Genomic DNA, 12,978 nt, shown 5'->3' with positions numbered 1-12,978 from the left:
TGCCTTGCCGTCAGCGCCTGGTAATACGATCTTTGCGGGCTGCCTGAAGGCCCTTCAATGCCCACACATTGCGGGGGAATATTTCCAGATCTTTCTTGTAAACTGCTTCGGCTTCGGCCTGTCGGTTGGCTTTCAGCAGAACGTTTCCCAGGGCATGACGCACCGAAAAGAACCAATCGGGTGGCTCGTTGTAATTCAACTGGTCTTCCAGTGCTACCGCCTCGCGAAGCAGGCTGATACTGGTATCATAGCGCCCCTCGCGGGCCATGATTTCGGCTTTTAGTACCCTACGGGCAATATCCAGAATGGAGGTCATTGTATTAATATCCCAAATAGTCAGGGAGGCTATTTCCGGGTCAGCCGTTAATTTTTCGAGCTGTGTCAGTGCTGCTTTGGCCTGATCTGTCTGTCCTTTTTCCAGTAGAGCCAGGCCACGGGCATAATGGCGGATAGCAACCGGGTATTTCAGGCGTAGCGTATCGGCCTGGGCCATGCGAAGAACTTCATCCCACAATGAAAATTTGAGCGCTACGTGATAGGGGATCGTATAGTAGTGCTGGAGCGTACCCCATCCGGGCTCGCCCAGGAGTTTTTTATTGGTAAATTCGGCTACTTTACGGGCTGCCAGCATAGCTGCCTGACTATCGCCTTCCATGGTGGCAGTGGCTGCCATGAAATGGTAATTATGAGGAAAGTAGGCCAGTGGAAATGCCCCCTGTGCGTGACAGGAAGTAAGGTACGAGCTATCGGCCAATACGGCCTGCTGATTGGCTTGGGTACCTTCATGATAATCTCCCGTACGAATGTATATATGCGAGGGCATGTGTACCAGGTGGCTGGCTCCCGGAGCTAGCCGACCAAGTACCGAGGCACTTTTCAGGCCCCGTTCCGGGGTGGTAGAGGCCTCTACAGCATGAATGTAAAAGTGGTGCGGGGCGATGTGGTCGGGATTTTGCCCGATCATCTTTTCCAGTGTGGAGACAATTTCAGGAGTCCAGGGCTGGGGGCTGCCGTCTTTGCCCCACAGGTCCCAGGGGTGCATATCCATAATGGATTCGACAAAGAGCGCTCCAATCGTCACGTCGTCCGGGTAGCGTGTATAAACTTCTCTCAATGCTTTGGAATAGGCTTCATCATAGGGTGTGCGGTCTTCGATGGGTTGAGCGGGGTAGCGTTTAGCCAGTGCCATGATCAGGGCTTTCTCCTTTTCCGTGGCGGTTGACGAATGTTTTAGGGCCCGTTGTACGGCAGCGTAAGCTCGTTGGTAGTTATCGGGCTCCATGCCGGCGTTGTAGTTCGGGCCCAGCACGTAGGCAAAGCCCCAATGAGCCATGGCGCAGGTTGAGTCCAGCCGGGCTGCCTCATGAAACGAACGTGCTGCCTCGGCATGATTGAAACCAACGGCCAGCATCATTCCCTGATCAAAGTAGCGCTGTACTTCCGGATTTTGAGTACTGATGGAAAAATGCAGATCTCCTAAACTATCAAAAAGAGGCGCTTTATTACCGGAAGCGTACCAGGCCTGATCAATGGGCTCGGTACGGCAAATAATCTGGGCAATGGACGTGCTGTCACCCGTTTTTTGTTGGGGCTGACACGCTATGGTCAGGCCGGCAATCAGCCAGACCAGGCCTAACCAGAGTAGTTGTTTATAGCTCATGGGATACAGGATTTAAAATCTGGATCAAGCAAGCAATTGATACTCAGTAAATCTACTGAGTATCAGGTCCAAATAAAAGGAGAGAAGTAGAAATTTATCCAACGGCAAAGGAGGGGGGTACTTTGTCTGAATAGAAAGCGATTCATTTTGAAAATGCGTATCTACCGGCAGCTCATTATAGGACTGTCCGCAAATGGCTTTAAACTGTCCGATAATGAACATTTATTTATAAATAAACTTAATTAATTAACTAATAGCCAGATAGTTATAATTTTGGCATAGCTTTTTAATACTTCGCGTACGGACGCCTGGGCTAGTATCAGATTTCTCAGGGAACTCCGGACCCGAACTATATACGAGCATGATAACCAACTATTTCAAAATAGCCTGGCGGAACCTGTGGAAACACCGGTTGTTTTCGCTTATCAATGTATTTGGTCTGGCGTCGGGCTTAACGGTATGTCTGTTGGCCATCGCGCATATAAAGGGAGCCTTTGACCACGATAATTTCCATACGAACCGGGAACGTACGTACCGGATACTAACCGATGTAGTAGGTAAGAATAACGATGTAACCAAATACGCCACCTCGCCCATGCCGCTGGGGGCGCTTTTAGAGCTGGAATATACCTTTGTGGAAGAGGCGGCCCGGGTTGTGAAGACCTACGGGGAGTTTTCGGGTAATCACAAGCAGCTTTCCCTGCTGTGCTTCGCCGTGGACCCGGCTTTCTTTCAGATATTTGGGTACAAACTGGCGCAGGGGCAGCCCGCTACCGAACCCAACACAGTAGTACTCACCCGTGAAACGGCCGAAAAGTTCTTTGGTACTACTAACCCCATTGGTAAAACCGTAGAGGACAAAGACCTCGGTATCTTTACCGTCACGGGGGTATTAGCCGAGCAGTCCGCCCGCTCGCATCTGCGGTTCGATATGCTGCTGTCGCTACAGACGCCTTACAAGGCAGAACACCGGGCTGCTTTTGAAGACTGGCGGCAGTACCAAACCGGCTATACCTACGTACTGCTAAAACCGGGTACTACGGCCGAAACGCTGAATAAGGTACTACCTATCGTACAAAGCCGCGTGACCAAGGGGCTGGCTTTTTCAGCGGAGAAGGGGTATAGTTTCCGGGCTCAGCGACTGGCTGATTTTTCTCCTTCCTACGAAGACCTGGTACATGGTACCTACGAACCTCAAATCGGAGGATTGCTGGTTGAAATGAGCGTAGGCCTGATTACCCTGCTGCTGGCCGCATTCAACTACATTAACCTTACCCTGGCCCGCTCGCTGAGCCGGGCCCGTGAAGTAGGTATTCGTAAAGTATCCGGTGCGGTACGCTGGCAGGTAGTAGGTCAGTTTATGGCCGAGTCGGTAGTGCTGTCGCTGCTGGCCCTGGGGCTGGCTATCGTTATGCTGGAACTGGTCAAACCCATGGCTTTTGTGCAGCAATGGCTGGTGGGAGGCGTCGAGTGGGACTGGACTTTATGGGCCGTATTTGTCTTGTTCAGTATCATAGCCGGTCTGCTGGCGGGGCTGATTCCGGCGCGGGTACTGTCCGCGTTTGAGCCCGCCCAGGTACTCCGAAGTCAGACCGGGCTACGGGTAATCCGGGGCATCTCGTTGCGTAAATCATTAATTGTAGTACAGTTTGCCATTTCACTCATTGCTATGATTGGCCTGTTGTCCATGGTGCGGCAAATGAACTACATGGCTACGGCTGACTACGGCTTCCGCCGGGAAGGCATCCTGAATATTCCCCTGAACGAAGTACCTGCCCACCGCCTGATCAATGAGCTGGATGGGCTGGCGGGAGTAGAGCAGGTAGCGGCCACTTCGGATCTTTTTGGCCATAATGGAGGGGGCTACGGCCTGGTCCGGATTGGCAGTGACTCGGCTGCCACGTTCCTGTTTTCGGTGGATCCGCAGTTTGCTTCTACTTTCGACCTGGACATTATAGCCGGTCAGGGCCTTCCATCGGGTACTTCAACTCTTTCCGGTCAGGATTCGGTTTCCCACTTTATACTAATTAACGAACAAGCCGTCAAGGCCTTCCACCTGGGTACGGCGGCCGAAGCCGTGGGCCAGCAGCTCCGCCTGAACGACAGCACCGAAGTACAGGTAGCCGGGGTAGTCAAAGACTTCCGGTTTACCACTTTTAAATGGGATATCAAGCCACTGGTTCTGCTCAATCAACCCAGCCAATACCGCTACCTCACTATACGGGTAACACCCGGAACCGAAGCCGCAGTACTGGCCGATGTACAGCAGATATGGAAGCGGCTGGCACCCTACGCGCCCTTCGAAGGACAGTGGTACGACGACTTCCTGTACCAGCGGCACTCGCATACGGCAGACACCAATTTTATGCTCCTGCTGATTGGGCTCGCCTTTTCCATTGCCTGCCTGGGGTTGCTGGGCATGGTCACCTACAACACCCAGACCCGCACCAAGGAAGTAGGCGTACGGAAAGTAATGGGCGCGGAGGTCATTCAGCTAGTATGGCTACTCTCCCGTGACTTTGTGAAACTGCTGGGCATTGCGGCTCTGATAGCCCTGCCGCTGGGATACCTGGCGGGCTACGCCTTCCTGATCAATTTTGCCTACCACGTCTCTATTGGTTTCGAAACCCTGGGGTTGTGCGTAGGGGTACTGCTGGTATTAGGTAGTGCGACCATTGGGTTTAAAACCTACCGGGCCGCCCTGTCCAATCCAACCGAAAGCTTACGGAGCGAGTAATGTATAATTAAGAATTAATAATGTATAATTGACTTATATACAAAAAGTTAGCTTTCTATATTTCTGAAAATTATATAAAGCTAATAGCTAATTCCTGATAGCTAACAACCTAACAAAGCCATGATAAAGAACTACTTCAAAATCGCCCTCAGAAACCTGGTAAAGCACAAAGCGTTCAGCTTTATCAACATCATAGGCGTAGCCATTGGCCTGGCCTGTTTTCTGCTCCTGGCCCTATACGTCAAGGATGAGCTGAGCTACGACCGCCACCATGCCAACGCCGACCAAATCTACCGCCTGTCGCGGACGTTCCTGTCCAAGGATGGTACCGAGTCGCTGCGGCTGGGACACGCCGCGCCGCCCTTTGGGCCGCTAGTGAAGCAGGACTTCCCCGAGGTGGAGGAGGTAGTCAGGCTGCTGGAAACGAGCTGGCTGGTTCGGCACGGGGACAAAGTATTCAACGAAGAGAATGCCTTCATGGCGGAGGCGAATGTCTTCAAGGTATTTAGCTTTAATGTACTAAGTGGTAATCCGGATAAGGCGCTGGAAAATCCTTTCTCCATCATGTTCTCCCGGCCCATGGCGGAGAAGTACTTTGGCAAGGAAAACCCCGTGGGCAAGACCATCCGGCTGGACAACCAGTTTGACTTTACCGTTACGGGCGTGTTTGAACCATTCCCCGCCCAGTCGCACTTTCACCCCGAATTTCTGCTGTCGTTTTCGACCCTGAACGACGAGCGTGTCTATGGTGCCGAAAGGCTGCGTACCAACTGGGGCAATAATTCTTTCTCAACTTTCCTGCTGCTAGCCAAAGGTACCGACCCTCAGAAGCTGGAAGCAGCCTTCCCGGCGTTTCAGGACCGGCACTTACCACAGGACAATGGGGGCAAAGCTTCTTCCTACTCTGTCCTGAACCTGATGAAGCTCACGGATATTCACCTGCACTCACAGCTCGACTCCGAGATAGAAGCCAACGGCGATATTAAGTACGTGTACCTGTTTTCAGCCATTGCGCTGTTTATCCTGCTCATTGCCTGCATCAACTACATGAATCTGGCCACGGCCCGTTCTTCTTCCCGCGCCAAGGAAGTAGGGATGCGCAAGGTAGTAGGGGCCGTGCGCAACCAGCTCATGAGCCAGTTCCTGAGCGAATCGCTGCTGCTGGTGACGGTGTCGGTCATCCTGGCGCTGGGACTGGTGGTACTGTTTCTGCCCATACTGAATGAGTTTACACAGAAGCAGCTATCCTTCGGGGTACTGCTGGACCCGGTATTCCTGGCTATTATTCTGGCCATTACCCTCCTGACCGGCCTGGCCGCGGGTAGTTACCCCGCCTTCTTCCTGACTTCCTTCCAGCCCACCAGTGTCCTGAAAGGTAAGGTAGCCTCGGCCATGCGAAACGGAAAACTCCGGCAGACGCTGGTTGTAGCGCAGTTTGCCATTGCCGTGGCGCTCATTATCAGTACGGCGGTGGTGTACAATCAGATGCGGTACATCCAGGACTACAAGCTGGGGTACTCAAAAGATCAGATGGTGCTGCTGCGCATGGGAAATGATACCAGTACCAATTACGAAACCATCAGGCAGGAGCTAATGCAAAGCAGCGGAGTCATAGAAGTAGGCCGCTCGTCGCGCATACCCTCGGGCCGATTGCTTGACTCCTGGGATGCGTACGTTACGAAGGGCGACTCCATGGCTCCAGCGGATATAGGTATAAAGGCCCTGACGGTAGACCATGATTTTATTCCGGCTTACCAGATCCAAATGGCCGCCGGGCGTAACTTCTCCCGTCAATTCACCACCGACGACTCCGCCGGTTTTATCCTGAATGAAACAGCTGTGAAAATGCTGGGCTGGAAGGACCCCAACGAGGCCGTCGGGAAAGGCTTCGGCTACGGCCGTGATAGGGGACAAATTATTGGCGTGACCAAAGACTACCACTTCGAGTCGCTGCACCAAACGGTAGCACCCATTGCCCTGTTTCTGGAACCCCAACGGCTCAACTGGACATCCGTGCATATTTCCGGTGGAAATGTGCAGCAGGCGCTGAGCCATATCGAGGCTACCTGGAAGAAGCACTTCCCCGACCGGCCGTACAGCTACGAGTTTCTGGACCAGCGCTTCGGCCGCCTCTACGCCCGGGAACAGACCCAGCAGGTACTCTTCGGCGTCTTTGCCGGTATTGCCATATTTATCTCCTGCCTGGGGCTGCTGGGCTTGTCCATGTTCATGGCCGAGCAGCGTACCAAGGAGATTGGCGTCCGCAAGGTACTGGGCGCTTCGGTGGGGAACGTGGTGACCCTGCTCTCGAAGGACTTCCTGAAACTGGTACTCATCGCCATTGTCATTGCCAGCCCCATCGCCTGGTACGCCATGGATAAATGGCTGGAAGACTTTGCCTACCGTACCGATATCCAGTGGTGGGTATTCGCCCTGGCCGGTATCGTGGCCATACTCATTGCCCTGTTTACCATCAGCTTCCAGGCCGTCAAAGCGGCCTTAATGAATCCTGTTAAATCATTACGATCCGAATAACCAATCAACCTAATACTATGAAAACAGTAGCAACACTCTTCCTGATGGCGATAAGCCTCACCGCCGTAGCGCAGCAGTACTCTTTTCACGAAGAGGTACACGACGACGGCAAGCGACTTAAGATAAAAGTGGATATTGAGGAAAAAGGGCGGTCGGTGCACTACGCCAATACCTTCAACGTAAGCGGCATGAGCAAGGAAGAAAAAGAAGAACTGGTGTCGCGTACGCTTGAGTCGGTGAAGGGCCGGAAGGCGCAGGAAGAACGTAGTATGGTGAATACGCCCCGCTCCGCCAAAACTCCCAAATCCGCTCTATCGGCGGATTGCGCGGAAGCAAAGAGTACCGTAGCTCATAAAGACGCACCAACGACCTGGACAACCGCGGCGGGTGAAGCTACCGCTTCTGCTGCTCCGGCCATGGAGAAACAGGTACCGTTCCAGAAATCCATTGAGGAAGATACCGAGGCAAAGCGCATAAAGGTACGCTATGAGTACTTCGAGGACGGCGAAGAGCACATCTTCGAGCGCACCATCAACACCGAAGGTCGTTCCGAACGGGAAATCAAAAAGCTCCTCGAGGAAACCGAAAAGAGCCTTGGCCTGACCCAGAAAAGTATGTAGAGCCTCTTTGAGAGGGAAAAGCTTAGAGATGTACCCTATGTCATCTCCAATCAAAAAACTAAAAACTAATGGCTAATAGCTAATTACCTAATCCAGCCATGTTCAGAAACTACTTAAAAATAGCGCTGCGCAACTTTGCGAAGCATAAAGTATACTCATTCATTAACCTGGGTGGGCTGACACTGGCTATTACCTGCTGTTTGCTACTGGGGATGTACGTGCGGCACGAGTGGAGCTTTGACCGCTTTCATTCCAAAACCGACCGCCTGTACCGCTCCTGGACGAGGGAGGTATATAAAGGAGAAATATTTACCAATACCGTCACTCCCTATGTACTGGGGCCGACGCTGAAAGAAACCTATCCGGAAGTAGAAGCCATGACCCGCGTGAGGACAAGTACCCTCAATGTGAAGAAGGGCAGCGAGGTACTGAGCGAGCGGGTGCATGAGGTAGACAAAGACTTCTTCCGGATGTTCGACTTTGAATTGGTCAGCTCCACGGGCGGCAATCCGGTGCAGGACCTGTACTCGGTGGTATTGACCGAGGAAACAGCAAAGAAGTACTTCGGTGACGAAAATCCCATTGGTAAGCAGCTTTTCATGCAGCTCGACAGCGCCATGGAAGCCTATACCGTTACGGCCGTTGCCAAAGATGTACCTACCCATTCGAGCATTCGTTTTGGGATAGTCATTCCGATGGAAAATGTACTACCGTACCGCTCGGACCGTATGCTGAAAAGCTGGTTTATGATTGATCCCGAAACCTACGTGTTGCTGCGCGAGGGAGCGGATGCGGAGAAGCTGAAGGCAAAGTTTCCGGCTCTGCTGAAGACGGCGATAGGCGACAATTATAAGGACGATAACTACATCATTAACCTACAGCCTATTGAAGATATTCACCTCAATACCGAGCTAACGGACGGGATCGAACCCACCAGTAATCCGGCTTACTCGTACATTTTGGGTATTATCGCTTTATTTATCCTGCTGATTGCCTGTATCAATTTCATGACCCTGTCGCTGGGGCGGTCGATCAGTCGGGCGCAGGAGGTAGGTGTACGCAAGGCCATGGGTGCACTGCGCGGACAGCTCATGTACCAATTCTGGAGCGAGGCTTTGCTCATGACGGTTTTTGCGGTAACGCTGGGCGTGGTGCTGGCCTTTGTGCTGACACCTACCTTTAGTACACTGGCCAATCAGGTACTTACCTTCCGCTTTGATACTACCATGGCGCTGTTTCTGCTGGGGCTGGTGGTGGTGGTAGGGCTGGTGGCGGGAAGCTACCCGTCGCTGGTACTGTCGGGGTTCCGGCCGGTGGAGGTACTGAAAGGCAAAATCAGTCTGAAGGGCGACGTCAGCCTGTTCCGCCGGGCGTTGGTGGTGGTGCAGTTCAGCCTGTCTATTTTCCTGATTGCAGGTACCATAGTACTTAATCAACAACTGGACTTTCTGCAGGGTACTTCCCTGGGGTACCAGTCCGACCAAACCGTTATTATACCCGTGGGCGTAGGAGGTCCGGAGGGACGACAACTGGCCGAGAGGTACCAGAACGCGCTCGCCGGTCAGAAAGATGTACGGAGTGTGGCCGCTTCGGCCTTTCCGTTTGCCGAAGAAGCCCGGGGTAGCTGGGGCACGCTGGGCTTTACCGACAACAAGAAGGTGTACCGGGAGTTTCAGTTCAACGCGGTGGATCCGCAGTTCGTACCTACCTACGGCATAAAGCTGGTGCAGGGCCGTAACTTCGACCCGGCCAACACCGCCGATACCTACGGGGGCATTATCGTCAACCAGGCTTTTGTGAAGTACTTTGGCCTGAAGGACCCGCTGAACGAAAAGATACCCGGCCGCTTCCACGACCACCGCATCATTGGCGTCACCGAAGATTTTCACTACGCCTCGCTGCACTCCCGGGTAGAACCCCTGGTGCTGGCAATGCGGCCGGACTCGCTCTTCAAGTACTCCGAAAATGTTAATTTCGGCTCTTCCACCGCGCTGGACCTGTCGGTGCGGCTGGCGCCGGGACAACTCTCGGAGCAGGTAGCCCGGCTTGAGCAGACGTGGAAAGAGGTGGCGCCGGGTGAGCCCTTTAACTTTACTTTCCTGGACGATAATCTGCAGCGGCAGTACGAGGCGGAAGCGCGCCTGAGCCGCATCGTAACGGTGGCTTCTCTGATTTCTATCCTGATTGCCTGCCTGGGGCTGTTCGGTCTGGCTACGCTGGCCGTGGCGCGCCGCACCAAGGAAATCGGTATCCGGAAGGTACTGGGTGCCTCGGTATCGGGTATTGTGGGGCTGCTTTCGAAGGACTTTCTGCTACTGGTACTTATCGGTATTGTCATTGCCTCGCCGCCGGCCTGGTACGCCCTGGAAAAATGGCTACAGGACTTTGCCTACCGCATTGACGTGCAGTGGTGGGTGTTTATGCTGGCGGGGGTACTGGCCGTACTGGTGGCCTTCGTGACGGTAAGTCTGCAAAGCCTGAGAGCTGCCCTGATGGACCCGGTGAGGTCCTTGAAAACGGAGTAAGCCAGAAAATGTGGTCACCGCGCGGAGGAAGGGAGGAAAGAATAAAAGCAGGAAGGGGAGAGGTACCTGTATATAGTTGGTAAGTCTATTTCTCTTATGTCGGGAAGTATGTGACAGAACATAAAACCAAAATGGAATAAGTAGAACCAGAAAGCAGAGGCTATCCGCCAGCGTTCGCACTTGAACAAAACTGTCCGTTTTCGAACAGTTTTGTTTGGTTACATAGGTATAACATATTGTTAATCAGTTGCTTTTAGTTGCTGGCACGACCTTGTTATCATATGGAAAGAATAGAGAGTAAAACTATATTCTCCACAGACTACTATCCCGGATACTGTCATGTTCCAAAACTACTTCAAAATCGCCTGGCGGAACCTCGTTCGCAACAAGGTATATAGCTTTATAAATGTGTCAGGGCTGGCTCTGGGCATTACAGCTTTTCTTTTGATTCTTGAATACGTCAGCTTCGAGCGGAGCTTCGACCAGTTTCACAAAGAGTTGCCCCACATGGTGCGGCTGCTGAATGAGGACGTAAAAGGGCAAACCTGGCCGGAGATTGAGCCGGGCTGGGCACCCCGCATCAAGGAGCGTTTTCCGGAAGTCCGGGACTACTGCCGCTTTGAGTTTGGGGTATCGCAGGGCGTAGTAAAAACCGCCCACAGCAATGAGGAACCCTTCCGGGAGAAGAACATTGGCTTTGTGGAGGAGAATTTTTTCGGATTTTTTAGCTTTCCTCTTCTGGCCGGTCAGGCTAAAGCGCTGGCCAGGCCGCATGTGGTGTTTATGTCCGAATCGGCCGCCCGAAAGTACTTCGGTAACCAGAATCCCCTGGGAGAAGCCCTGATGTTATCCAATCAGTTTGGGTCGGCTGCTTTTACGGTAGAAGGTATTTATAAAGACATCCCGCTGAACTCGGACATCCGCTACGACATGGTGTTTTCGCTGGCCACGCTGAAAAGCAAAGGCTACGCGCAGGGAGACGACTGGGAGGCGCTGGATAATGATTCGCAGTATATCAACACTTTCTTTTTGCTGAATGAGGGCGTTAATCCCCAATCATTTGCAAAAAGAATCACCAAATTTCGTAACGAACTGAGTAAGGAAAACGATGGTGCCCGATTTGTGCTGCAACCATTCGCCTATACGCATCTGGCCGAGTCGCTCTCGGATACCTACCATACCACCGGCAATCTGAAGTACGTGTACATGCTGGGGATAATTGCCGTCCTGATTATTCTGATTGCCTGGTTCAACTACATCAATCTCTCCACGGCGCACGCGCTTAAGCGGGCCGGGGAAGTAGGTGTCAGGAAGGTAATAGGGGCCACCCGGCAGATGCTCATCAGTCAGTTTCTGGGCGAATCAATTCTGATTACGGTATTGGCTCTGGGAGCGGCATTAGTCTTGATTCAGCTGCTCCAGCCCCTTTTTAATGAGCTGATTGGCCAGGAACTTTCCCTGGCCATGCTGGGCTATACGTCGGCCTGGGCTACCGGCCTGGCGGTACTGGTACTGGGTTCTTTGGCGGCCGGCGCCTTTACCGCGTTCCGTTTGTCGGGTTACAGTCCAGTCGAAACGCTGAAAGGGAAGCTGACTACCTCAGCGAACGGGGTACTTCTGCGTAAGTCATTGGTGGTAGTGCAATTCACCATTTCTATTGTAATGATACTGGCCACCATTGTGATTTACAGCCAGCTACGCTACATGAAAAATAAGAATCTGGGCATAGACACCGCTCAGCTCCTGGTAGTGAAGGGCCCGGACGTAGGCAAGGACAGTACCTACGGCAACCGGCAAACGGGTTTTATCAATGAAATAACCCAGCAGAGCTTTATCAGCGACTACTGTGTATCGGGCAGCGTACCCAGCGGCTGGTTTAATTTTATTACCAATGGATTTACCAGACCTGACTTTAGACCGGGCGACGAGTTCAAAGCCTACTCCTTCGCCATTGTGGACGACCGCTACCTGGCTACCTACGGTATGACGCTGAAGGCCGGTCGTAACTTTACGCCCGAAGAATGTAAAGTACCCTGGAATGAGAACAGCAAGGTACTTATGAACGAGCGCGCCATCGGGCAGCTGGGCTTTGCAACACCCGAAGAGGCGGTTCGTACGCGCATCATGTGGGACGAGCGGCAGCTTGAAATTATCGGGGTAGTGCAGGACTACCACCACACGGGCGTGCAACGGGCCATTGACCCCATTATCTTTTATCCGCAGCAAAACAACGCCTTTTATACCCTCCGGCTCACCGCGGGTGAAGTACCCGACAAAATAGCGGCCGTGGAGCGGCTGTATAAAACTACTTTTCCGGGTAATCCTTTCGAGTTCTTTTTTGTAGACGACAATTTCAACAAGCAGTATACTTCCGAGCAGCAATTCGGGAACCTGTTTACCACAGCGTCCCTGTGGGCTATTCTGATTGGTTGTATGGGGCTTTTCGGATTGGTAACCTTTACGGTAGAGCAACGTACCCGCGAGATTGGAGTCCGTAAAGTATTGGGAGCCAGTGTGGGTGGTATTGTGGCGTTACTTTCCAAAGATTTTCTGAAGCTGGTCGTGGTGGCTATCCTAATTGCTTCGCCCATAGCGTGGTACGCGATGGAGCAGTGGCTACAGAACTTTGCCAACCGGGTAGCGATTGAATGGTGGGTATTTGCCCTGGCGGCCCTGCTGGCCATCGCCATCGCCGTACTAACCGTGAGCTTTCAGAGTATCAAAGCCGCCTTAATGAACCCGGTCAGGTCGCTGCGCTCGGAGTGATGCAGGAAAGAATGAAAGGAGAAAGGGAGGAAAGTGAAGTTAAATAAGAAGTATTTAGTCGTTGAAAGCTGCCTCCCGGTACAGAAACATTGACAAAAGATGAAATATATAAAAGAATATAGAGTCAGAAATAAG

The 12,978-nt window shown here is 52.5% G+C and carries 6 protein-coding genes; 5 read left to right on the top strand and 1 reads right to left on the bottom strand.

Features of this window, described 5'->3' with window-relative positions:
• Positions 1 to 10 precede the first annotated feature (10 nt).
• A complete protein-coding gene (locus tag VGN67_RS05410; RefSeq protein ID WP_327485759.1) occupies positions 11 to 1,660 on the bottom strand; it encodes a hypothetical protein in 1,650 nt (549 codons plus the stop codon).
• A gap of 361 nt (positions 1,661 to 2,021) precedes the next feature.
• On the opposite strand from VGN67_RS05410, the gene VGN67_RS05405 reads away from it, so the two are divergent.
• The 5 genes from VGN67_RS05405 (at position 2,022) to VGN67_RS05385 (ending at position 12,843) form a co-directional block, all read left to right on the top strand.
• A complete protein-coding gene (locus VGN67_RS05405) occupies positions 2,022 to 4,397 on the top strand; it encodes an ABC transporter permease (RefSeq protein ID WP_327485758.1) in 2,376 nt (791 codons plus the stop codon).
• Positions 4,398 to 4,517: 120 nt separating this feature from the next.
• Positions 4,518 to 6,932 (top strand): ABC transporter permease, encoded by a 2,415-nt coding sequence (locus VGN67_RS05400; protein WP_327485757.1) that lies wholly within the window; start codon positions 4,518 to 4,520, stop codon positions 6,930 to 6,932.
• A gap of 17 nt (positions 6,933 to 6,949) precedes the next feature.
• Complete coding sequence (locus VGN67_RS05395) at positions 6,950 to 7,552, top strand: hypothetical protein (protein ID WP_327485756.1); 603 nt, start codon at positions 6,950 to 6,952, stop codon at positions 7,550 to 7,552.
• 98 nt (positions 7,553 to 7,650) lie between these two features.
• Positions 7,651 to 10,077 (top strand): ABC transporter permease, encoded by a 2,427-nt coding sequence (locus tag VGN67_RS05390; protein ID WP_327485755.1) that lies wholly within the window; start codon positions 7,651 to 7,653, stop codon positions 10,075 to 10,077.
• A gap of 339 nt (positions 10,078 to 10,416) precedes the next feature.
• On the top strand, positions 10,417 to 12,843 hold the full coding sequence (locus VGN67_RS05385; protein WP_327485754.1) for an ABC transporter permease: 2,427 nt from the start codon (positions 10,417 to 10,419) through the stop codon (positions 12,841 to 12,843).
• Positions 12,844 to 12,978: the final 135 nt, after the last annotated feature.

The organism is Telluribacter sp. (assembly GCF_035998675.1).
In the GTDB taxonomy this organism is placed as follows: Bacteria; Bacteroidota; Bacteroidia; order Cytophagales; family Spirosomataceae; genus Telluribacter.
The sequence above is the reverse complement of the archived record's forward strand: the minus strand, read 5'-3'. Positions and strand labels throughout refer to the sequence as shown.

Coding starts and splice junctions, on each gene's coding strand:
- VGN67_RS05410 (WP_327485759.1), bottom strand. CDS start 1,660: ATGAGCTATAAACAACTACTCTGGTTAGGCCTGGTCTGGCTGATTGCC.
- VGN67_RS05405 (WP_327485758.1), top strand. CDS start 2,022: ATGATAACCAACTATTTCAAAATAGCCTGGCGGAACCTGTGGAAACAC.
- VGN67_RS05400 (WP_327485757.1), top strand. CDS start 4,518: ATGATAAAGAACTACTTCAAAATCGCCCTCAGAAACCTGGTAAAGCAC.
- VGN67_RS05395 (WP_327485756.1), top strand. CDS start 6,950: ATGAAAACAGTAGCAACACTCTTCCTGATGGCGATAAGCCTCACCGCC.
- VGN67_RS05390 (WP_327485755.1), top strand. CDS start 7,651: ATGTTCAGAAACTACTTAAAAATAGCGCTGCGCAACTTTGCGAAGCAT.
- VGN67_RS05385 (WP_327485754.1), top strand. CDS start 10,417: ATGTTCCAAAACTACTTCAAAATCGCCTGGCGGAACCTCGTTCGCAAC.